We start from the raw sequence: 21712 nt of genomic DNA, 5'->3' as shown, positions 1-21712 counted from the left end.
GTTGGTGCTACTGAACGTTATCGAACGCGGCCCCGAGGAAGCAGGGCATGACAACGCGGCACGGCCGCCCATTGTCCTGCTGCACGGGCTGTTCGGGCGGGCACGCAATCTGGGCTTTTTCCAGCGTCGGCTGGCCGTCACCCGCCGTACGCTGGCCGTTGACCTGCGCAACCACGGGGACAGCCCGCATGGCCTGATGGACTACAACACCATGGCCAGCGACCTGCTGGAAACGCTGGGCCACCATAACGCCCTGCCCGCGACGCTGGTTGGTCATTCCATGGGCGGAAAAGTTGCGATGACGCTGGCGCTGACGCGTCCGGGCATGGTGCACAGCCTGCTGGTGGCCGATATTCCGCCCGCCCGCACCGGCCATGGCCAGTTCGGGCTGGGCGAACAGATGCTGCGCGTGCATTTCCCCCCCTTCCTCAACCGCGCGGGGGCGGACAGCCTGCTGCAGCATTACATCGCCAATGCCGATGTGCGCGCGCTGATGCTGCAGAACATACAGCTTGGCGAAAACCCGCACTGGAGCATCGGCCTGCGCGAAATCGTGGACTCGATGCCCAATGTGGAAAGCTGGCCCTATATCCCTGAAGGCTATACCTATCCCGGCCCGACGCTGTTCCTGGCGGGGGGGAATTCGCCCTATATCCGGCCCGAGCATTATGCCATCATGCGCAGGCTGTTTCCGTGCTACCGGCTGGAACTGATCGAACGGGCGGGACACTGGCTGCATGTCGAAAATCCACAGCGATTTGCGCAATTACTGGAAAATTTTACTGAAAAGTATTGAAGCCCCTTCCGTTACACATCCGGTCCTTGACAGACCGGCTCCCTGCGTCAGTTATGCTGATGACATAAATGCTATAACAGGGCAGGCAGGCACGCGGCCCCCACAACAGACCAACATGGCGGAGACCCGTAGCCTTTCATGACGGCGACACTCAGTCCCTCCTCCCGGTGGCGCAATGCCGTGGAGCCCGTACTGATCCCACATGGCCCGCGCGGGAACGACAGCCAGCCGCCCGCGGGTGGACAGGACATGTCTTCCCCGCCCGAACGCGAACGCCTGCGGCCTGGCGGGGTTGTGGCGCAGCCACCCGGCTACCGCAAACTGCGTCCCATGCTGTCGGGCCTGATCCGTCCCGACACGGTGGAAACGCCCGGGCCGGGACGGACCATCGCCGCATCGGGCCTGCTGCACGCAGCACTGCTGGCAGCCATCCTGATCGAATCCGCCCATCACAGCCAGCACGGCTCGCCTGACGCCACGCAGTCCGAACCGCAGGTGGAGATGGTCTTCTCCCCGCCCACCTCCAGCGGATTGCAGGGCCAGTCGTCGCCCGACATGGCGGGGGGACAGAACGCGCAGCATCCGCAGCAGGACCAGCAGCAGCCCACATCGCAGCAGAAAACACCCGACACCCCGCAGAACCCGGAGGATTCGTCCCCCTCCGCCAACACGCCCACAGAGCAGACCCCATCCAGCCCACCGCTGAGCGAGGCGCCATCCGACCTGTCCGTGCCGCAGTCGGAACAGCACGACCAGTTCAATCCCTCCATGCAGACCTCCGGCCATGGCCAGCGCGCGGCACAGCAGGCGCATAACCAGTCCCCCAACGCCTATGCCCCGCTCCATCACCCGATGAACTGGTCGCTTTCGGCATCCCCCCTGCCGCGACGCAGCCAGCATGGGCGCGCGGGCGGGACGGGCGGGCCGATTGACCTGTCGCTTGGCCCCGTGGTCAGCAACGGCAAGATCAATGCCCCCTATTCCTCCAGCACCCAGATCAAGGGGGTCAGCGACGATTATGGCAACGAACTGGACCGCTGGATCCGCAGCCACATGTACTACCCCGAAGAAGCCGCCCGCGCGGGCGAGGAAGGGCCATCGTCGGTGCATGTGGAACTGGACCGCGACGGGCATGTGACCAAGGTGCGGCTGACCGGGCAGTCCGGTTCCTATTATCTGGATGCGGCGACGGTGGGCATGTTCCGCAACGCCCAGCTACCGCCCGTGCCGCCAGACATGAAGGGCGATACCTTCCCCATCGACCTGACCATCAACTACATTCTCATCCGTCGCTAGGCGCAGCATACAGCAGGGAGATTTCGCAGCATGGACACAGCCGGATTCCTGCAAAAGGCAGGGCGTGACTTCCGTACCTTTGACAGCGCCGATGCGGCCGTCGCCCATATCACCGCCCTGTACGACCACGCCGCCAGCCTGATCCGGCATGCTTTCTCCACACGCGATACGACGGGTCTAGCGGATGCGGTCTATCCCTACCTTGCCTTCGCACCACAGGCCCCGCTGCCACCCGACGGGCCGCGCCCGCCCTTTGACGTGGTACTGGAACCGGGCTTCTACGGCACCACCCTGACGCGCCCCGCCCTGTTCGCCGATTACTGGCGCGAACAGATCGCAGGGCTGCTGCACCATTATCAGGCCCCGGTAATGGTGGGGCGCTCCCGCCAGCCCATTCCCCTGTCCTACGTGATGGAAGAAGCGGTCACGTCCCTAACGGAATCGGACCTGACATGGATCCAGTCGCACTTCGCGCTGCCGGACCTGCACGTAACCGATGATTCGATCGCCAACTGCGACTACATCCCCCGTCCCGGCGTGCCGCGCCCGCTGGCGCTGTTCACGGCGGCGCGCACGGATTACTCACTGGCGCGCCTGCACCACTATACCGGCACCGCCCCACGTCATTTCCAGCGTTTCATCCTGCTGACCAACTATCAGCGTTATGTCGATGCCTTTCGTGAATATGGCCATGCGCAGGTCGATGGCGGGACGGAATACAACGCCTTCATGGAACCCGGCGAGATCATCCACACCCGCGACACACCCCATATGGCGACCCATGCGGGCCAGAGCCTGCCGCAGATGCCCGCCTACCACCTGTGCCGCCCGGATGGGGATGGCATCACCCTCATCAACATCGGTGTGGGACCTGCCAACGCCAAGACGATTACCGACCATCTGGCCGTGCTGCGCCCGCATTGCTGGCTTATGGTCGGGCACTGCGCGGGCCTGCGCCGGAGCCAGAAGCTGGGTGATTACGTGCTGGCGCACGGTTACCTGCGCGATGACCATGTGCTGGATGACGACCTGCCGCCATGGGTACCCGTCCCCCCCATCGCCGAAGTGCAGGTCGCCCTGCAGGACGTGACCGCGCGCGTCACCGGCCTGCACGATGCGGAGGTCAAGACCCGCCTGCGTACCGGCACGGTCATGACGACGGATAACCGTAACTGGGAACTGCGGCTCAACGCCCTGTTCACCCGCATCAACACGTCCCGCGCCATTGCGGTGGACATGGAATCGGCCACGATCGCCGCCAATGGCTTCCGCTTCCGCGTGCCCTACGGCACGCTGTTATGCGTATCGGACAAGCCGCTGCATGGGGAACTGAAGCTGCGCGGCATGGCCAATGCGTTCTACCGCGAACGCGTGCGCCAGCATCTGGTGGTGGGAATCGAAACCATGCAGCAGCTTCGCGCGCAGGGCGTGGACCGACTCCATTCACGCAAGCTGCGCGGGTTTGACGAACCGGCTTTCCGCTAGAAGGAAAGGGGAAGCCGGAGGACCGGAGGCAAGGCGGCTTTCTGCCCCATGCCCCGACCCGGGGCGGGTTTTTCAGAAATCAGGCAATGTCGGGGCCAGATGCCCACCCTGACGCACCGGGGCCATGCGGCGGGCCAGGCCGGTCGCATCATCGGTTTCAACCATCATGCCCGCGATACTGGCTTCCCCTTCGGCAGGTTGCAGGCGCTCACCGGGCATCTTGCGCACGAAACGCGCGATGGCCGCATCCTTGCCCATGCCGATCACACTGTCATAATCGCCGCACATACCCGCATCGGTCTGGAACGCCGTACCACCGTTGAGGATGCGGTGATCCGCCGTAGGCGTGTGGGTATGGGTTCCGATCACAAGCGAAACCCGACCGTCGAGGAAATGGCCCATGGCCCATTTCTCGCTCGTGGCTTCGGCATGCACGTCCACCACGGCGGCCTGTACGGTTACGCCCAGCCGGTGGCGTGACAGGATATCCGTGACCGCCCGGAAAGGATCATCCATTGCATCCATGAACTGACGGCCCATGACACTGGCGACCAGCGCCTTGCGCCCGTCCACCAGTTCCACAACCACGCTCCCCTGCCCCGGCGTGCCGGGGGGGTAATTGGCGGGTCGGATAATGCGCGGTTCGCTGCCGATATGGCCGATCAGGTCACGGCGGTCCCAGCTATGGTTGCCCAGGGTGATGACATCCGCTCCCCCTTCCAGCAGATCCCGGCCAATGGCGGGGGAAAGGCCGAAGCCATGGCTTGCATTTTCGCCATTCACCACCACAAGGTCGAGGGCAAGGTCACGCCGCAGGGTCGGAAGACGGGAAAGAACAGCCTCGCGCCCGACACGGCCCACGATGTCACCCAGAAACAGAATTCTCAAGAAAACAGCCTTTTTTACCGCGCCCGCCTGTCACCACGACACCGGATCAGTTCACGTTCGGTCACGATCGCGGGCAAAGCCACGTCATACAGCCCCGTGGGAATGCATGTCACTTCCTGAAAGGACAGGCCGAACCCCATGGCGCGCGCACGCGGCAGCGCGGCCAGCGTGCGATCGTAATACCCACCGCCATATCCCAGCCGCATGCCCCGCCTGTCAAACGCCAGCAGCGGCACGCACACCACATCGGGCTGCACCGGCGGCCCTTCGGGGTGGCAGGTGCCATGATGGCCCGGCTGCATGACGCAGTCCGGCTGCCACAGGCGGAAGGTAAGCGGGCGACGTTTCGCGGTAACTTCTGGCAGGGCGATGCACAGGCCATCGGCATGAAGGGCCTGCATCACGGGGCGCAGGTCGCTTTCACCGGGCAGCGGCCAGACCAGAGCGATGCAGTCCCCCGCCCCGGCCATGCCACGCAGGGTACGCACCATGCGCCGGTGCAGGCTGTATTCAGCCGCTTCCCGGTCGGGGCTGGAAAAGAATGTGCGCCTGCGCGCGGACATGACGCCACGCAGGGCCTGCTTGGCGTGCGTGACAGGCCAGGATTCAGGAGAAGTCATGAAACCATAATACGGAGCCACCGTGGCCGTTGGTCGGATCAGCCCTCCCGGACCTGCTGACGCAGGTGGGCGCCAGGTAACGTGACCACGATCACGACAGTGCCAGCTCCCTAGGAAGTGCTTATCGGCCCAGGGGTTGAATCATGCCTGACGCACCCGGTAGCCCCGCCCTTTCATTCTAGTCCTCTTCCATGGCGGCTGCAATGCTTTCCGCACGCTCGACCAGATGGGCAAGCTGCTCGGTCCGCCGCTCGTTCTCGATTCGCGCCTGCCTGCCCTGTGCAAGCTGGTGGGCGGTATCAGAGGACATCTTTTCGGCCTTCAGATCATGGATCTCATCGGCCATGAGCAGGGCCGCAAGGGCCAGAAGCCGCCCTTCCCCGCTATGACCACCCAGCGCATGGATACGCTCGATCCGGCGTTCGACTTCCTGCGCCATGGCCTGAAGATGCTTCTCCTGCCCTTCCTTGCATCCCACGGGATAGGAAAAGCCGTTGATGCGTACTGTCACCTGCGCCATGCGCTAACCCTCCCCACCGATCAGTCGGCCTTCATCGCCCAGCACATCGCGCACGCGGGCGATCAGGGCGTCGATATTGGCGGCAAGCGCCTGCAGGTCCGTATCCGGGGCGGACGGACGGGCCACGGATGCCAGTTCGGCACGACGGTCAAGGGCAAAGGCAATGCGGTTCAGCGCCAGTTCAAGGCGGTCGGCCGGGTTCTGGTCATGATGCCGGTTCTGGCCGTTTTCCGCAGGGCCTGTATCAGCAGGCCCGGCATCCGAAGGCGTGTGCGCCATGTCGTGCTCCGGTGGCATGATAATGTCAGACACGTTCATCCTTTCCCGCATTCCTCCCCTTGAACTGATCGCGCGATGGCGTTTCAACGTCAAGCATGATCGACAAACAAGACCATTGTGTGCCCGACCTTCCGCATGTGGTCATTAGCTGCGCGCGGGATCTGGCGCAGGTCATGGCGGTGGTGGCCTCATTACGTGTGGACTGCGCAGTGGTTTCGCCACCGGGCGCGGGGTGTTTCATGGGGGTGCCATGGTGGGCCGCCCTTACGGCTGGCTGCCCCCTGCCTTCCATGCTGGACTGCGGACAGGCCGCGGGCCATGCCGCAGCGGCCCTGCGTGCGGGCATGAAGCATGTGATTGTCAGCGCAACGCCCGCGCAGCAACATGCGCTTGCATCGCTGGCGCAGGCCACGGGCGGGCATGTGCTGTCCCGCCGCCCCGTGGCGCTGGACCTTCCGGCGCGTAACGCATGCGACACGCTGGAACGATACCTGTGCGCCCGTAACCTGACGTGACACGACGCCCATGCGGGGGGTGTTCGCCGCCCGCGCGGTGGCATAGGATCGACCCGACATGACCGATTGCCAGCTTTACCTCATCACGCCCGAATCGCTCGATCCCGTGGCGTTCGCCCCCCTTCTGGCCGAAGCGCTGGATGCCGGCCCCGTTGCCGCCGTCCAGCTTCGCCTGAAAAACGTGACGGACGACGCCATCCGCCATGCCGTGGCGGTGCTCCAGCCCGTGGCGCATGCGCGCAATGTCGCCTTCATCCTCAATGACCGCCCTGATCTGGCCGTTGCCTGCGGCTGTGACGGCGCGCATGTGGGTATGGAAGACATGGACGTGGCCGAAGCCCGCCGTGTGCTGGGCGATGACCTGCAACTGGGCGTGTCATGCTATGACAGCCGTGACATGGCCCTGCGCGCGGGTGAGGAAGGGGCTGACTACATAGCCTTTGGCGCGTTCTTCCCTTCACCCTCCAAGGAAACGGAAGTCCGTGCCGATCCGGCCCTGCTGACGTGGTGGAGCAGCATGATCGAACTGCCAGTCGTGGCCATTGGCGGCATAACGCCAGCCAACTGCGCGCCGCTGGTGCAGGCGGGGGCGGATTTCCTGTGCGTCATCAGCGCCGTCTGGTCCCATCCCGATGGACCCGGCGCTGGTGTGCGGGCGATGAACGCCGCCATCGACGCCGCCTGAACCGCGACCGCACCCCAAAGGCCGCCATCACCCGCAGCGCGGCGGCATGGCTATGCCCCGTCGCCCATCCACTGCACATCGGCAATACGGAGCGTGCCAGCAGCCAGCATCACCAGCCGGTCAAAGCCCAGTGCGATGCCTGCGCACGGCGGCAGGCTGTCCAGCGCCGCAAGGAAGGCTTCGTCCAGCTTCCAGTCCAGTCCCGCAACGTCGGGATACAGTCCGGCCCGCCGTGCGCGGTCTTGTGCAAAACGCTGGCGCTGTTCGGTGCTGTCAGTCAGTTCCTCGAACGCATTGGCAAGCTCGATTCCGCCTGCATAAAGCTCGAAACGCAGCGCCACGCGCGGGTCTGCCGGGTCCCGGCGGGCAAGGGCGGCCTGACTTGCGGGCCAGTGCGTCAGGAATGTGGGCCGCGTACGACCGATATGCGGTTCGACGCAGGCCATCATCAGGCGGAAGAACAGGTCCTCCCACGTCTCGTCCTTACGTAATGCGCAGCCCGCGGCTGCGGCCAGAGCAGCGGCATCCCCTTCGGTTGCCAGAATATCCACGCCCGCATGACGCAGGAATGCTTCCGCCACGCTCAGCCGTTCAAACGGGGCTGCGATAGCGATGGTATCCGTCCCCACCCCGACACTGGGGGGCAGGACCGCACGCAGCAGGGTTTCCGTCTCGTCCATCAGCGTCGCAAGCGTCGCGCCGGGCCGGTACCATTCCAGCATGGTGAATTCATGCGCATGCAGCCTGCTGCCTTCCGCGTTCCGCCACACGCGCGCAAGCTGGTACACGGGCAGGCCCGTTGCCGCCACGATGCGCTTCATGGCGAATTCGGGGCTGGTATGGAGCCAGAGCGGCTCAACCGTGCCGTCCACCCGCTCGCGTTCCGTGCGGAACACCTTCAGATGTACTTCCTCACCCGGAGTCGGAACCGCGTAGGGCGTTTCCACTTCCATGTAGCCACGGGCATCGAAAAACGCCCGCACGCCACGCAGCACAAGGTTGCGCCGCACAAGGAAGGGCAGCCGGTCGGCAATGCGGGCCGGATCGGGACGGGAACAGACAGAATCGGGCATGGGACGGGATCTCCGGTTGCAGCGAATACGGCGGCGCAGTACAGCCCCGGCATGACATCCACGGTCAACCCTTCCACACCCCGGCGCACGGACGCCCGCCGCACGCTGCGCAGCGTGGCGGACCTGCTTGATGCGGGTCTGGTCACGCCAGAACAGGCACCGGAATTGGAACAGGTGGCCCGGCAGTATGCCACCGCCATTCCCCCCGCTTTTGCCGCCCTGATCGAGACGCCCGACGACCCGATCGGGCGGCAGGTCATCCCCGATGCCGCCGAATGCCATACCGAAGCGGTGGAAGACCCGGACCCGATCGGTGATGACGCCCTTTCTCCCGTACCGGGCATCGTGCATCGCTATGCCGACCGCGCGCTGCTCAAGCCGCTGCTGGTCTGCCCGCTATACTGCCGCTTCTGCTTCCGCCGCGAACATGTCGGCCCCGGCGGCGGGGTGCTGGACGATGCGGCGCTGGCCCGCGCGCTGGACTGGCTGCGCATGCATACGGACATTCATGAAGTCGTGATGACGGGGGGTGATCCCCTCATGCTCTCGCCACGCCGCATGCGCGCCATCATCGCGACCCTGGAAACGATGGATCATATCCACACCATCCGCATCCATACCCGCGTGCCGGTGGCGGACCCCGCGCGTCTGGACGACGCCATGGCCGATGCGCTGGACACCACGCGCTCCATGTGGGTGGTGGCGCATATCAATCACGCCCGGGAACTGACACCACAGGCGCGCGCGGCCATCCGCCGGGTGCAGGCCCACGCCATTCCCGTTCTGGGCCAGTCGGTCCTGCTGCGCGGGGTCAATGACACGCCCGATGCGCTGGAAGCCCTGCTGCGCGCGCAGGTCTCGGCCCGCATCCGCCCGTATTACCTGCACCAGCTTGACCCCGCACCGGGCACCGCGCGTTTCCATGTACCCATCCGCGAGGGGCAGCGCCTGCTGGCTTCCCTGCGCGGGCGGGTCACGGGTATTGCATGGCCAACCTATGTGATCGATATTCCGGGTGGGTACGGCAAGGTGCCCATAGCGCCCGACTACCTGCATACCGGGGCGGACGGCTACCTGCGGGTCACGGCACCCGATGGCGCAATCCACCGGCTTGCACGGGAACGGGGCTGAAAAGACAGCGCGCAACCTTGCCCTTCCGCGCCGGGGACGCTAGAAGCCGAACCGCCATACTTCCCACAACCATTACAGGGACCACCATGAAGCAGCAGGCAAACCTGATCCGCGCCGGACAGGTTATTGAGCACGACGGCCGTCGCTGGACGGTCCTGAAGCAGCAGATCATCACCCCGGGCAAGGGCGGCGCGTTCATCCAGGTGGAAATGCGCGACCTCAAGACCGGTAACAAGACCAACGAACGCTGGCGCACCGCCGACACCGTTGAACGCCTGATGACCGAGGAGAAGGAATACACCTACTCCTACATGGACGGCGACAACATCGTGCTGATGGACCCCGAGACGTTCGAACAGCTTCTGCTGCCGCTGGAACTGCTGGGCGATCAGGCTCCGTTCCTGCAGGACAACATGACGCTGGTCCTGAACCTTGTCGAAGGCGACCCGGTCGGTGTTGTCCTGCCCGCGCAGGTCACGCTTGAGGTGGTCGAGGCCGATCCCGTGGTCAAGGGCCAGACGGCAAGCTCGTCCTACAAGCCCGCGCGCCTGTCCAATGGCGTCAAGACCATGGTGCCCCCCTTCATCGAAGCGGGTGAGCGCATCGTGGTCCGCACCGAGGACAGCACCTACGTCGAGCGCGCCAAGTCCTGACCACCCACCGGCCGGTGCGGGTCGTCCCGCGCCAGCCACTTTTCCAGACCCCTACCTTCATCCCACCGCACGAACCAGACAGGACCGATCACCGTGGCAATGCGACTCTCTCCCCATATGACGGTGATGCAGAACGCTGCCCAGAAGGCTGCACGCCGTCTTCTGCGTGACTTCAACGAAGTCGAGCAGCTTCAGGTCAGCATCAAGGGCCCTGGCGATTTCGTGTCGCAGGCCGACCTGCGGGCCGAAACCACCATTCACGAGGAACTGGCCCGCGCGCGCCCCGGCTATGCCTTCCTGATGGAAGAAAGCGGTGCGTCGGGAAGCGAAGGCTGGACGTGGCGCTGGGTTGTCGATCCGCTGGACGGCACGACCAACTTCCTGCACGGGCTGCCGCACTGGGCCATTTCCATCGGCCTGCAGCGCCGCCTGCCCGATGGCACGATCGAGATCGTGGCCGGTCTGGTCTACAACCCCGCCGCCAACGAAATGTTCTGGGCCGAAAAGGGCGTGGGCGCCTTCCTCAACGATCGTCGCCTGCGCGTCTCCGCCCGTCGTTCGATGCAGGAATCGCTGTTCGCCACCGGCATCCCGTTTGCGAAGGTTTCAGCCCGCAACCGCCTGTCCTTTGCCCGCACGCTGGGCGCGCTCATGCCACAGGTGGCCGGCATCCGCCGATTCGGCGCTGCGGCACTCGACCTCGCATGGGTCGCGGCAGGCCGGTATGACGGTTACTGGGAACTGGGCATCAAGCCGTGGGACTGCGCCGCCGGTATCCTGCTGGTGCGTGAGGCCGGTGGTTACGCCACCAATCCCGCGGGCGAAGACCTGAACGACCTGCCCGCGTCGATCGATGCGGTGGTGGGCAACCCGCACCTGCACGCCCAGTTGCGCGAACTGGTCGCCAGCAGCATCGACTGAGGCCAATGCTGCAACCGGCCTGTTTTGCCGATTGCAGCATCCCCCGTCCCCCGGTAGCCTGCCGGGGCAATGCAGCATCTATCCCTTCCCTTCTTCCGACGTTCCCTGCATGGGCTGGCCCTGCTTGGTGTCGCCACATGCGGGCTGTGCGGTCTGGCCACGCCCACGCATGCGCAGGTTACGACCAGCAGGAGCGCGCTTGATGCCCTTGGCGCGCCCCAGCATCCCGCAGCTACCCCGCATGAGGGTGGCACAACCGCGACCACAACGGGTCCGGGCGGGGATGTACCGGGCAGCCATGCCCCCGCAAGCGCCATAGCCTCTCCTGCCGCCCTTGCATCGCTGCCACCAATCGCCACGAAGCCGCCTGACAATCCCGTGCTCCGCCCGCCGGAACTGCATGTCCCGCAGCATCCCTTCCCGCCCCCGCCGGAGGTCAAGGCCAGTCCTGATGCCCGTGGACGCGCGGAACGGATTCCCGGCGGCACGCGCCTGCACTTCACCAGTCAGTCGGCGGACATGAATTCCCGCATGATTACGGCCCTGCAAACATTTGCCACAGTCATGGCGAAACTGCCCGACCAGCATGTGATCGTGGCCGCGTATGGCGAGGGACGGCAGGATGATCCGTCCACGCCCCGCCGTGTTGCGCTGTCGCGCGGGCTGGCGGCGCGTTCGGTGCTGATCCATGCGGGCGTGGCCCCCACGCGCATCTATGTCCGCGCCATCGGCCTGCCCGATGAAAACGCGCATGGTGCGGGCGCGGATTGTATTGACGTCACCCGTTCCGGTGTGGTGGCCTCGGACACTACAGGTTCATCTGCGCATTAAGGAAATCACTGCGTGACACGTCCGACGACCTATCTTGTACGGGTTCTGCTGTTTCTTCTGGCGGTCGGGGGTGTCACAGCCCTGCTTTCCTCCACACTTTATCAGGCATTCTGCAACAATCCCTATCTCGACGGGCTGATCGTCGGCATCCTCCTGCTGGGGATCGGGTGGAACATCACCATGATCCTGCGCCTGGTGCCCGAGGTCCGGTGGGTCAACATCCTGCGCCATCCACGTGACGGACTGACGACACCGCCGCCACCGCGCCTGCTGGCCCCGATGGCGTCCATGCTGGCAACGCACGAGAAGGGCCGCAGGCTGACCCTGTCCGCCCCGGTCATGCAGTCCCTGCTGGACAGCCTGTCTGCCCGCCTGGACGAAGGACGCGAACTGTCGCGTTACCTGACGGGGCTGCTGATCTTCCTTGGCCTGCTGGGCACGTTCTACGGCCTGCTGCTGACCGTAGGGTCCATTGCGGATGTGATCGGCAACATGAGTGTGGGCAGCGGCGACATGAACGTCATGTTCGACCAGCTCAAATCCGGTCTGGCCGGACCGCTGCATGGCATGGGCACGGCGTTTTCGGGGTCCATGTTCGGACTGGCGGGCGCGCTGGTTCTGGGCTTTCTGGACCTGACGGCAGGACAGGCGCAGACCCGGTTTTTCAACGAACTGGAAGAATGGCTGGCCAGCATCACGCGCCTGTCTGCCGGCGGGCTGCAGGTTGGCGGCAGTGACGCGACGGTTCCCGCCTATGTGCAGGCACTGCTTGAGCACACGGCCGAGAACATGGACAAGCTTCAGGTCCTGCTTTCACGCAGCGAGGAGACACGCGCGCAGGAACACCGCCTGCTGACCGCGCTGAACGACCGGCTGGTGCAGATGACCGACAGGAGTGGTGAAGACCACCTGCAGGGCATTGAATCCCTTCTGGCGCGGCTGGTACAGGAATCGGCGGCGGGACGGGAGCAGATGGTGACAGACATCCGCAATGACCTGCGCCTGCTCGCGCGCACCATTGCTGCCAGCGCCCCCGGAAAGAACCCTTCCGCCTCCTGACCGCATATTAAGGTTCATCCCATGGCGCGCCGCTCCCGTCGCTCGATCCGTTCCGAACTCAACGCCTGGCCCGGCTATGTCGATGCGCTGTCAACGCTGCTGATGGTCATCATCTTCGTGCTGCTTGTTTTCGTGCTGGGGCAGGCTTTCCTGTCGGTAGCACTGAACAAGCGCCAGCAGGCGCTGACCCAGCTTGAACATGAAGTTGCCAAACTGGGGCAGATGCTCTCGCTTGAGCGCAGTCATACCAGCGCGCTCCAGCATGAGGTCGCAGGTCTGCAGAAAACCCATGAGGCGGACGCCGCGACCGCAACATCCCTGACCGCGCAGCTTAACCAGCAGACCAGCGAGCGCGACAACGCGCAGGCCCGCGCCACCGCGCTGGATGAGCAGGTCGCCCAGCTACGCCAGCAGCTCAGCGCGCTTTCCACCGCGCTGGATGTGACGGAAAACGACGTGCGCGAGCGCGACAGGAAGATTGACGCGCTTGGCATGCAGCTCAATGTCGCGCTGGCGGAAAAGGTGGAACAGCTACAGCATTACCGTTCCGAATTCTTCGGGCGGCTGCGCGACGTGTTGCAGGGCCACAAGGGCGTGCAGATCGTAGGCGACCGCTTCGTGTTCCAGAGCGAGGTGCTGTTCCCCCCCGGCGGGGCCGAGCTGTCACCCGAAGGGGTGAAGGAAATCAGGATTCTGGCGCAGACCCTGCGGCAGATCGCGCAACAGATTCCGTCTGACGTACCATGGATACTGCGCGTGGACGGCCATGCCGACCGTCAGCCGATCCACACCGCCTTCCCCAGCAACTGGGAACTGTCATCCGCCCGCGCCATCACGGTGGTCAAGCTGCTGATTGCGGAAGGGATCGATCCGCACCATCTGGCCGCAACCGGCTTTTCGGATTACCAGCCGCTGGACCACGGCACGACACAGGAAGCCTTTGCCCATAACCGGCGCATCGAATTCCGCCTGACGGATCGCTAGGGGCGATCATACAGCCGTCTTTCGGTCCAGAACTGATCGCCAGTCGGTTTCTTTTGGGGCGTGGGGTAGATGCCGGACCGGATGCACGGTTCGGGTCCTGCGCTCTTCCAATGGATGTGATCCGCAGTACCCATTGGTGAATCTTTTTTCAAAAAGCTTCAGGCAACACCGCCTTTTTGAAAAAGACCCGTCCAAAAACTTCTTCTATTTTTTATCGATGGATTGTTTGAGGGCCGCTTTTACTCAGGTCGGCTGACCAAAGGCCTTCAGGCGCAGGCGTTCGGTTTCATGGGCGGCATCGGGCGTTGTGGGATCAAGTTCCACCACATGCTGCCATGCCTTCCACGCCGCCAGCCAGTCGCCACGCTGCTGCTCGGCATTCACAAGAATCTTCCACGCCATGATATCGCGCCCGTCATGATGCAGCGCCACGCCCAGATCCGCCACGGCGCCATCAGGATTGGCCGCCGCCAGACGCGCCTGCGCACGGTTGCGCCACAGCACTTCCACATCGGGCTGAAGCAGCAGGGCATCATCCATGTCCTGCGTCGCATCCAGCGGGCGCTGGGCGTTCAGGTCATCCTGCGCGCGACGCAGCAGCAGGGTGGTGGTGGGGGCCAGATCCTTTATGCGCAACTGCTCGATCCGCCCCAGCAGATCACGTGCGGCCTGCACACTGGCCGCATGCGCCAGTTCCGTTTCCAGCCCGTCAATTCCCGTACCGGCCTGCTGCCGGCTACTGGCATAACCGCGGGCCGGTGGCCCTGCATGCTGGCCCAGATCATGGGGCGGGGTCACATCGGCGGCCTGCGCGGGTAACAGACCGGCGGCAACAAGCAGGGGTACGCACGAAAAGCCACGTAAACAGGCTTTTAAAAACCTGTCCACGCAGCTTTGCGGCTGTCTGAAGAAAATGCTGACGGACAAAACGCCGTCCGGCACAATCAGCCCTGACGGGCCTTCATGCGCGGGTTCTTCTTGTTGATGACATAGACCTTGCCACGGCGACGGACCACGCGGCAGTCCTTGTCGCGAACCTTTGCCGATTTCAGGCTGTTTCTGATTTTCATGATCCGACCCTCGACTAGCGGCGGAATACCGCCAAAGAGGCGCCCGAATACCCCTGCCTGCGCCAAGAGTCAACTCCATGGCCGGATTCTGGTGGTTTTTATAGCAGCGAATTCGCCTCCGGGATGGAATCGGGCACGAAAAACGGGGCGATGGTATGAAAATCCGTCGCACGTGGCGAACGCGGCCGCCATGCAAGCCCGATGGTGCGCCATGCCTGCGCCCCCGTTACGGGCCTGACCGCCAGAAGCTGCCCGTCCAGCAGGGGAGAATCGACCGCAAGCTGCGGCACCAGCGCCAGCCCCATGCCCGCGGCCACCATTTCCAGCATTGTGTAAAGGGACGTCACCGCACAGGTGGCATCCTCCCCGTTCTGGCTCCAGCCACGCACCTGACGGCACATGGCCAGCGTCTGGTCGCGCAGGCAGTGCCCGTCCTCCAGCATGATCATGTTTTCATGCACGATGCTGTCCACCGGCACCGATGGCAGTTTCGCCAGCGGATGGTCACGCGGCATGACCAGCATGAACGGGTCGCGCCACAGGGGCAGCGTCTCGCTATCATCACAGTCGCAGGGCATGGCCAGCAGCACCAGGTCCAGCCTGCCCAGCGCCAGCTTTTCCATCATGTTGTGGGTCATGTCCTCATTGAGCGAAAGCCGGAGCTGCGGATAGGCATGCGGCAGCCGACGGACCAGCGAGGGCAGGACAAACGGCCCGATGGTGGGAATGACGCCGATGCGCAGCAGTCCGCTCATCGGTTCGCGCGCCGCCACGGCTACATCCAGCACGCCCTGAAGGGCATCAAGGGCAATACGGGCGCGGGCGAGCACCTTGTCCCCCAGCGGGGTGAACACGACCTTCTTGCCGACATCGCGGTCAAGCAGCCTTGCATCCATCTGGCGCTCAAGGGCCAGTATCCCGGCTGAGAGCGTGGACTGGGTCACGGCGCAGGCCCGTGCCGCCCGGCCGAAATGACGCAGTTCGGCCAGAGTGACAAGATAACGCAACTGCTGGGCGGAAGGCATCGGCAGCATCGGTAATTCCGATCAGGCATATGTGGATTATTCCCCATCACGATAGCATTACCGTCGGCACGGATACAGGCTGCCAGTCGTAACGCTGCCACCCGGGCAGCCTGCTTCCACACGGAAAGGGCCTGCGCCTGCCCTGCTGCCAGCAAAACGCCCTCAACATGATGTTCAGGACGTTTTTTTTCGTCTGCCCTGTTGCCATGACGGGACCGGCCTGTTATTTGCCCTTTCACCGAACGGTTGCAGCCCACGGGGCGGCAGCGGATGCGGGTGTAGCTCAGTTGGTTAGAGCGCCGGCCTGTCACGCCGGAGGTCGCGGGTTCGAGCCCCGTCACTCGCGCCATTTTACGGTGCCCTCCCCACATAATATCTATCTGCCCTGCGGCAGCCTTGCATGGCCCCTGTATGCCACGCATGCCTGACGCATTGCGCCATCTGCCAGACAGGATCAGTCTGTCCGCCATTCCGTGCTGATGGATGCAGAAAAATGACTGATCTCTTTACCCCCTACACACTCAGGGGCACGACCCTGCGCAATCGCATCGTGGTCTCGCCCATGTGCCAGTACATGGCGGTCGATGGTGTCGTGAACGACTGGCATCATGCGCATTACGCGGCGCTGGCGCGGGGCGGCAGCGGACTTGTGGTGGTGGAAGCGACCGCCGTTTCACCAGAAGGACGGATCACCCCCGGATGCCTCGGGCTGTGGAACGATGCACAGGCCGAAGCCTTTCGCCCGCTGGTGCGCGCCATGCGTGACGCGGGGGCGGTGCCGGGCATCCAGATTGCCCATGCGGGCCGCAAGGCCAGCGCCAACCGCCCGTGGGAGGGAGACGATTCGATCGCAGCCGATGACCCGCGTGGCTGGGAAACCATCGCCCCTTCGGCCCTGGCCTTTGGCGCGGGACTGCCCAAGGTGCCGCGCGCCATGACGGTGGCGGATATTACCCGCGTGCGGCAGGATTTCGTGGCGGCGGCGAAGCGGGCGCGCGATGTGGGCTTTGGCTGGCTCATGCTGCATTTCGCCCATGGCTATCTGGGGCAGAGCTTCCTTTCCCCCCATTCCAACCAGCGTGACGACAGTTACGGCGGCAGCCTTGAAAACCGTGTGCGGTTTCTGGTGGAAACCCTGCTGGAAGTACGCGCCATCTGGCCGGAGGACCGCCCGCTCAGCGCACGGCTTGGCATGATCGAGTTTGATGGACAGGACGAACAGACGCTTCAGGACGCCATCACGGTTGCCAGGATCTTTCGCGAATCCGGACTGGATTTTCTGGATGTCAGCATCGGCTTTTCAACACCGGCGGCGAAAATTCCGTGGGGACCGTCCTTCATGGCCCCGGTTGCGCGCCGTGTCCGTCAGGAAAGCGGCCTGCCGGTCGCCACAAGCTGGTATCTGGGCAATGCGCAGACCATTGACGGGCTGATCCGCACGGAACAGATCGATCTGGCCATGATTGGCCGCCCCCTGCTGGAAAACCCGCACTGGCCTTACGCCGCTGCCCGCGCGCTGGGCCGTGAGGACGCCCCGTGGGTCCTGCCCGCGCCCTATGCCCACTGGCTGTCGCGCTACCGCTCCCTTTAGGCCAGATCAGGCGGGATTGCGCCTTCAGGCGTGTCCCGCACCCGCCACATCGAGATAATGCGCCACCAGCGGCATATAGGTCGCGCCAAAGCGGCGCAGATGCACAAGCGCGATCCACAGCCGGTAGATGGCGAAACGCACTTCATACCCCGCCTCAACACCGCCATGGGCCGTGTAGAAAGCGGCGCTGGGGCGATCAAATACCCCTGCCGTCGCCAGATCGACCTCCGCATGGCCGTAATGACAGCAGGGGTCGATCAGCCCTGATACCCGACTGCCCGATACCAGCACGTTCCCGCCCCACAGATCACCATGCAGCAGGGATGGAACCGGTTTGTGCGGCAACAGGTCAGGCAGGCGATGCATCAGGTTTTCAAGCTGGTGGGCAAGGTCCGGTCCGACATGATCCAGATGCACGCCAATGCGGTGACGTGCCCAGAATTCGGGCCAGTTTTCCGTCCATTCATTGCATACCGCCACGTCCCCGAAGGCATGGTCGGCATGCCAGCCATAACGGATTGCATCGCCCTCCGGCCTGCCGGTATGGACCTGCGCCAGCACCCGCCCCAGATCGTCCCAGCATCCCGACAGCCTGCCATCGGGCGGCAGGTACTGCAGCACAACTGCGTCCTCATCCACCGCCAGAACCTGCGGCACGGGCGCACCGGTCCGGCCAAGGCTGCGGAGCATCGCGGCCTCCTCCACCGGATCGGGACCGTTCTTGACGACAACCTTGCGCCCGTCATTGAGATAGAGGAGCAGCGTCTGCGCCGTGTCCCCGCCCTGCAGCGGATGCCAGTTCCATATCTGCGCGCCCAGCAGGGCAGCGCCGTGGCGGGCCAGACGGGTCATGACCGGCGCTGCAGCTTCCTGACCAGGGCTTCGACCCCCGCCATGACATCCTGCCAGGTCGTGTCAAAGCCGCTGGCGCTGCCGTAATAGGGGTCAACCACATCGCGCCCTTCCATGCCGGGCACGTGATCCATCAGCAGCGAGACTTCCGCCCGGTAACCAGCAGGACGGATGGACAGCAGATATTCCAGATGGCTGGCGTCCAGGGCGATGATATGGGTGAAACGGTCGAAATCGGCCACCTTGACCACCCGCGCACGATAGCCACTGATATCGATCCCGTGCCTGCGGGCCACGGCGCAGGCACGCCGGTCGGGTGGAGCACCTGCATGCCAGTTGCCCGTGCCCGCCGAATCGACCGTGACCGCCAGCCCCGCCTGCCCGGCGGCATGGCGGAAGGCGCCTTCCGCCAGCGGGGAGCGGCAGATATTGCCGGTACAGACGAACAGGACAGCAGGCGACTCGGTCATTTATTCCCGTCCGGCGGCATTGCGTTCAGGAAATTTCTGTTTCAGCAGGCCAAGGGTCTCGGCGATGAGTTCGGCCGGTGTCGCCTCCAGATGCACGACAACGGGATGCTCATCCGCCGTCGGCGGCTCCAGCGTGGCAAGCTGGCTGGGCAGCAGGCTGGCGGGCATGTAATGTCCCCGCCGCCGACGCAGGCGATCGTACAGGGTCGATTCCGGTATTTCCAGATAGACGAACACGATATCCGCAGCCCCGTCGGCCCGCAGCAGGTCACGATAGGACCGCTTGAGCGCGGAGCAGGTCAGGATACCCCCCTGACCCGACTTCACACGTTCCAGCAGCCATGTGTGGCAGGCTTCCAGCCATGGCGTGCGGTCGGCATCGGTCAGGGGAATGCCTGCGGCCATCTTCTGCACGTTGGCGCGGGGATGCAGCAGGTCCCCTTCCTGATACGGCCAGCCCAGAAGGTTGTGCAGCCCTTCGGCAAGGGTGGTCTTGCCGCAGCCCGAAACCCCCATGACGACCAGCACCAGCGGCCGGATGCCCTGATCCTGCAACCCCGGCCCGGTCATGCCACGCGCAGCCGCTGCAGGCCATCCACCGTGGCAACGATCACTTCCGACGTGCGGCCAATGAACAGCCCGGTCTCGATCACGCCGACGATCCCGTCCAGTCGCCGCTGCAGTTCGACCGAATCGGCAATTTCACCGAAATGGCAGTCGAGGATCATGTTGCCCCCGTCTGTTACGAACACATTGCCGCTGCGGTCCAGGCGCTGGGTCACGCGCGCGCCCAGACCTTCAAGCTGGCGGGCCGTGCTGGTCCACCCGAAGGAGGCGACTTCCACCGGCACCGGCACGCGCGCGCCCAGCCGGTCGACCAGCTTGCTGTCATCCACCACCACGACGAATTTGCGTGAAGCCGCCGCCACGATCTTTTCACGGAACAGCGCACCCCCCAGCCCCTTGATGAGGTTGAGGGAACCGCGTTCCACCTCATCCGCACCGTCGATGTCTATGTCGATCTGGGGATGGGTTGCGAACGTCACCAGCCTGATCCCGTGCGAGCGCGCCTGCTCGGCTGAGCGTTCGGATGTGGGGATGGCGCAGAACCGCAGCCCTTCGGCCCAGCGGCGGCCCAGTTCCTCGATCATGAAGGCGGACGTGCTGCCGGAACCCAGGCCGACAACCATGCCTTCCGTGACCATGTCGGCCGCTTCGATCGCGGCCTGCCGCTTCAGTTCTGCCCTCGGGTCCGTAGTGTGGGTGGACATGCGCTGTTTCCTCTGCTGCGGGGCATCCCTTTCCCGGGTGCCCCGTCATTCTTATTTGCGTAACGCGTATCCAGGCGGCCAGATACGCTTCTCCGCACTTATTGCCCCGCTGCCGCCTTGTCCATAAGCCAGATGAGTTCGCCTTCGGTTGTGATGTGGCTGGCCGGTTCCGCCGGATCACCCGCGCGCACTTTCGCAAAGGCTTCCTGCTTGCCCGCGCCCGCCAGCATGAACACCACATGGCGGCTGGAATGGATGGCGGGATAGGTCAGGGTCAGGCGCGTATGCGGCGCGTCATCGGGCACGCAGGTCGAAACCCACAGCTTCGTTTCCTTCAGCACCGGCTGGCGGGGGAAAAGCGATGCGGTATGCCCGTTATCCCCCAGCCCCAGCATCACCACATCAAATAGCGGGCGACCGGGTTCAAGCGTGCTGCCGCCATAGACCTTTTCCAGTTCCGCCTGATACGCCGCCGCCGCCTGCACCGGATCGCCCGATGTCGGCATGGGATGCACGTTGGAGGGCGGCACGGGAACGTGGGCCAGCATTTCGGTCTCGACCATGTGGTAGTTGCTGGCCGGATCGCTGTCGGGCACGAAACGCTCGTCCCCGAAGAAGAACTGCGTGTTCGCCCACGGGAAGCGGTCGCGGTAGGCGTCGGATGCAAGGATCTGGTACAGCCGCTTCGGCGTGGACCCGCCCGACAGGGACAGCACGAACGGGCCGTCCTTCTTCGCCAGCGCCTGTTCCGTCAGCCACTTCGCCATATGTTGGGCAATGGCCTCCCCATCGGGCAGGACAACCATCGCGCCCGTTTTCACGTCATGTCCACCGGTCATGTCACGCATCTCCCAGCACGTATTTCTCGATCCCGTTGGCGAACCCTTCCTCCTCGCACGAGGTGGAAACGTATGTCGCCTGCTTCTGCACTTCGGGGCTGGCCTGTCCCATGGCGATCGACATGCCGCTCTTGCGGAACATCAGCACGTCATTGGGCTGGTCGCCCAGTGTCACCATCTGCGCCGCAGGAATGCCCAGCAGGCGTTCCAGCGTCATGACCACGCCGCCCTTGTTCGCATCCCTGTTGGTCACGTCCACATAGTACGGCTGCGACAGGGCTGCCGAAGCCGTATCGCCCAGCGCCTGCTGCAGGTCGTGTTCAAGCCGTTTCATGAGATCGAGGTCATCGCTGACACCGGTGATCTTGACCACCTGATCCAGCTTTTCTTCCACATTGCCGACCACCGGCGGGAATTTGACCGTCCACTGCTCACGCGACACATGCGCGGCATCGGCATTGGAAACGATCCAGTCATTACCGTTATAGACCCACGGATCGGCCTTGTGATCGCGGATGATGCCAATGACCTTGCGCGCGGTATCAGCAGGCAGCGTGCGGGCCTCGATCACGGTAAAATCGGGCCGGACCATCATGCCGCCGTTGAAGCCTGCGATAGGTTCGGAAATTTTCAGCGGATCGATCACCATCTTCATCCCCTTGGGCGGACGCCCGCTGGTGATGGTGAACAGGATGCCACGTTCGCGCAGGCGTTCGACCGCACGGATGGCACGCGGCGTCAGGATCTTGTCTTTCGTGACCAGCGTGCCATCCACATCCGCCAGCACCAGCCTGATCTGATCGGCCGATGGTTTAACTGCATCCTGTGGCATGTTCTCTCCCTGTCATGTGCCGCGCG

General features: G+C 64.3%; 26 protein-coding genes, 1 tRNA gene and 1 other RNA gene. 13 read left to right on the top strand and 15 right to left on the bottom strand.

Features of this window, described 5'->3' with window-relative positions:
* Window positions 1–4 precede the first annotated feature (4 nt).
* From ACBR42_RS09605 to ACBR42_RS09595, 3 genes are all read left to right on the top strand, one after another.
* Window positions 5–796, top strand: coding sequence for an alpha/beta fold hydrolase (locus ACBR42_RS09605; protein ID WP_110547533.1), 792 nt, complete (start codon window positions 5–7; stop codon window positions 794–796).
* 138 nt (window positions 797–934) lie between these two features.
* Window positions 935–2092 carry an energy transducer TonB gene (locus ACBR42_RS09600; RefSeq protein ID WP_371207844.1) on the top strand — a complete coding sequence of 386 codons (1158 nt, stop codon included), beginning with the start codon at window positions 935–937 and terminating at the stop codon, window positions 2090–2092.
* A 30-nt stretch (window positions 2093–2122) separates the two neighbouring features.
* Window positions 2123–3577, top strand: coding sequence for an AMP nucleosidase (locus tag ACBR42_RS09595; RefSeq protein ID WP_371207843.1), 1455 nt, complete (start codon window positions 2123–2125; stop codon window positions 3575–3577).
* 72 nt (window positions 3578–3649) lie between these two features.
* On the opposite strand, the gene ACBR42_RS09590 is transcribed toward ACBR42_RS09595, so the two are convergent.
* The 5 genes from ACBR42_RS09590 to ACBR42_RS09570 form a co-directional block, all read right to left on the bottom strand.
* On the bottom strand, window positions 3650–4465 hold the full coding sequence (locus ACBR42_RS09590; protein WP_110547490.1) for a TIGR00282 family metallophosphoesterase: 816 nt from the start codon (window positions 4463–4465) through the stop codon (window positions 3650–3652).
* Window positions 4466–4479: 14 nt separating this feature from the next.
* The gene (locus tag ACBR42_RS09585) at window positions 4480–5085 is read right to left on the bottom strand and encodes a 5-formyltetrahydrofolate cyclo-ligase (protein ID WP_110547491.1); all 606 of its coding nucleotides are present in this window, start codon (window positions 5083–5085) and stop codon (window positions 4480–4482) included.
* 10 nt (window positions 5086–5095) lie between these two features.
* A non-coding RNA gene (ssrS, locus tag ACBR42_RS09580) (6S RNA) lies at window positions 5096–5254 on the bottom strand.
* 9 nt (window positions 5255–5263) lie between these two features.
* Window positions 5264–5605 carry a cell division protein ZapA gene (locus tag ACBR42_RS09575; RefSeq protein WP_102325196.1) on the bottom strand — a complete coding sequence of 114 codons (342 nt, stop codon included), beginning with the start codon at window positions 5603–5605 and terminating at the stop codon, window positions 5264–5266.
* 3 nt (window positions 5606–5608) lie between these two features.
* Window positions 5609–5923 (bottom strand): hypothetical protein, encoded by a 315-nt coding sequence (locus ACBR42_RS09570; protein WP_118962554.1) that lies wholly within the window; start codon window positions 5921–5923, stop codon window positions 5609–5611.
* Between the two features lie 56 nt (window positions 5924–5979).
* On the opposite strand from ACBR42_RS09570, the gene ACBR42_RS09565 reads away from it, so the two are divergent.
* Window positions 5980–6399, top strand: coding sequence for a hypothetical protein (locus ACBR42_RS09565; protein WP_243705207.1), 420 nt, complete (start codon window positions 5980–5982; stop codon window positions 6397–6399).
* A 58-nt stretch (window positions 6400–6457) separates the two neighbouring features.
* A complete protein-coding gene (gene thiE / locus ACBR42_RS09560; RefSeq protein ID WP_110547494.1) occupies window positions 6458–7084 on the top strand; it encodes a thiamine phosphate synthase in 627 nt (208 codons plus the stop codon).
* A 50-nt stretch (window positions 7085–7134) separates the two neighbouring features.
* Here thiE and epmA read toward each other — a convergent pair whose 3' ends face one another.
* Entirely contained in the window at window positions 7135–8157 is a 1023-nt protein-coding gene (gene epmA, locus ACBR42_RS09555) for an EF-P lysine aminoacylase EpmA (RefSeq protein WP_371207842.1), read from the bottom strand.
* Window positions 8158–8208: 51 nt separating this feature from the next.
* Here epmA and ACBR42_RS09550 point away from each other — a divergent pair, with 51 nt between their 5' ends.
* The 6 genes from ACBR42_RS09550 to ACBR42_RS09525 all read left to right on the top strand — a co-directional run bounded on the left by ACBR42_RS09550 (window position 8209) and on the right by ACBR42_RS09525 (window position 13736).
* On the top strand, window positions 8209–9288 hold the full coding sequence (locus tag ACBR42_RS09550; protein WP_371207841.1) for a lysine-2,3-aminomutase-like protein: 1080 nt from the start codon (window positions 8209–8211) through the stop codon (window positions 9286–9288).
* An 86-nt stretch (window positions 9289–9374) separates the two neighbouring features.
* A complete protein-coding gene (efp, locus tag ACBR42_RS09545; RefSeq protein WP_102325191.1) occupies window positions 9375–9941 on the top strand; it encodes an elongation factor P in 567 nt (188 codons plus the stop codon).
* 99 nt (window positions 9942–10040) lie between these two features.
* Complete coding sequence (locus ACBR42_RS09540) at window positions 10041–10862, top strand: inositol monophosphatase family protein (RefSeq protein ID WP_162900519.1); 822 nt, start codon at window positions 10041–10043, stop codon at window positions 10860–10862.
* A gap of 69 nt (window positions 10863–10931) precedes the next feature.
* The gene (locus tag ACBR42_RS09535) at window positions 10932–11693 is read left to right on the top strand and encodes a hypothetical protein (protein WP_118962557.1); all 762 of its coding nucleotides are present in this window, start codon (window positions 10932–10934) and stop codon (window positions 11691–11693) included.
* Window positions 11694–11705: 12 nt separating this feature from the next.
* The gene (locus ACBR42_RS09530; RefSeq protein ID WP_102325188.1) at window positions 11706–12752 is read left to right on the top strand and encodes a flagellar motor protein MotA; all 1047 of its coding nucleotides are present in this window, start codon (window positions 11706–11708) and stop codon (window positions 12750–12752) included.
* A gap of 21 nt (window positions 12753–12773) precedes the next feature.
* A complete protein-coding gene (locus ACBR42_RS09525) occupies window positions 12774–13736 on the top strand; it encodes a peptidoglycan -binding protein (protein ID WP_102325187.1) in 963 nt (320 codons plus the stop codon).
* A 243-nt stretch (window positions 13737–13979) separates the two neighbouring features.
* On the opposite strand, the gene ACBR42_RS09520 is transcribed toward ACBR42_RS09525, so the two are convergent.
* The 3 genes from ACBR42_RS09520 to ACBR42_RS09510 form a co-directional block, all read right to left on the bottom strand.
* On the bottom strand, window positions 13980–14624 hold the full coding sequence (locus ACBR42_RS09520; RefSeq protein ID WP_243705206.1) for a M48 family metallopeptidase: 645 nt from the start codon (window positions 14622–14624) through the stop codon (window positions 13980–13982).
* Between the two features lie 56 nt (window positions 14625–14680).
* The gene (gene ykgO / locus ACBR42_RS09515; RefSeq protein WP_003617324.1) at window positions 14681–14806 is read right to left on the bottom strand and encodes a type B 50S ribosomal protein L36; all 126 of its coding nucleotides are present in this window, start codon (window positions 14804–14806) and stop codon (window positions 14681–14683) included.
* 98 nt (window positions 14807–14904) lie between these two features.
* Window positions 14905–15840 carry a hydrogen peroxide-inducible genes activator gene (locus ACBR42_RS09510; protein ID WP_102325186.1) on the bottom strand — a complete coding sequence of 312 codons (936 nt, stop codon included), beginning with the start codon at window positions 15838–15840 and terminating at the stop codon, window positions 14905–14907.
* A 263-nt stretch (window positions 15841–16103) separates the two neighbouring features.
* Between ACBR42_RS09510 and ACBR42_RS09505 the strand changes: the two genes are divergently transcribed.
* Together ACBR42_RS09505 and ACBR42_RS09500 are read left to right on the top strand one after the other, a co-directional pair.
* A tRNA-Asp gene (locus ACBR42_RS09505) sits at window positions 16104–16180 on the top strand.
* Window positions 16181–16324: 144 nt separating this feature from the next.
* Entirely contained in the window at window positions 16325–17422 is a 1098-nt protein-coding gene (locus ACBR42_RS09500; RefSeq protein ID WP_371207840.1) for an NADH:flavin oxidoreductase/NADH oxidase, read from the top strand.
* Between the two features lie 24 nt (window positions 17423–17446).
* On the opposite strand, the gene ACBR42_RS09495 is transcribed toward ACBR42_RS09500, so the two are convergent.
* The 6 genes from ACBR42_RS09495 to ACBR42_RS09470 form a co-directional block, all read right to left on the bottom strand.
* Window positions 17447–18274: a fructosamine kinase family protein gene (locus ACBR42_RS09495; protein WP_371207839.1), complete on the bottom strand. Its 828-nt coding sequence runs from the start codon at window positions 18272–18274 to the stop codon at window positions 17447–17449.
* On the bottom strand, window positions 18271–18744 hold the full coding sequence (locus ACBR42_RS09490; RefSeq protein WP_371207838.1) for a low molecular weight protein-tyrosine-phosphatase: 474 nt from the start codon (window positions 18742–18744) through the stop codon (window positions 18271–18273). Before ACBR42_RS09490 ends, ACBR42_RS09495 begins: the two co-directional genes overlap by 4 nt.
* A complete protein-coding gene (locus ACBR42_RS09485; RefSeq protein WP_162900399.1) occupies window positions 18745–19314 on the bottom strand; it encodes a gluconokinase in 570 nt (189 codons plus the stop codon).
* Entirely contained in the window at window positions 19311–20015 is a 705-nt protein-coding gene (gene rpiA / locus ACBR42_RS09480) for a ribose-5-phosphate isomerase RpiA (RefSeq protein ID WP_102325181.1), read from the bottom strand. Before rpiA ends, ACBR42_RS09485 begins: the two co-directional genes overlap by 4 nt.
* Before the next feature lie 98 nt (window positions 20016–20113).
* Window positions 20114–20863, bottom strand: coding sequence for a 6-phosphogluconolactonase (pgl, locus tag ACBR42_RS09475; protein ID WP_371207837.1), 750 nt, complete (start codon window positions 20861–20863; stop codon window positions 20114–20116).
* Window positions 20856–21686, bottom strand: a complete 831-nt coding sequence (locus ACBR42_RS09470) for a Cof-type HAD-IIB family hydrolase (protein ID WP_371207835.1) — start codon at window positions 21684–21686, stop codon at window positions 20856–20858. The genes pgl and ACBR42_RS09470 overlap by 8 nt, the downstream gene beginning before the upstream one ends.
* Window positions 21687–21712: the final 26 nt, after the last annotated feature.

The sequence above is a fragment of the Komagataeibacter sp. SM21 genome (assembly GCF_041402665.1).
GTDB classification, from domain to species: Bacteria; Pseudomonadota; Alphaproteobacteria; order Acetobacterales; family Acetobacteraceae; genus Komagataeibacter; species Komagataeibacter saccharivorans.
This window is presented reverse-complemented; position numbering and strand designations above follow the sequence as displayed.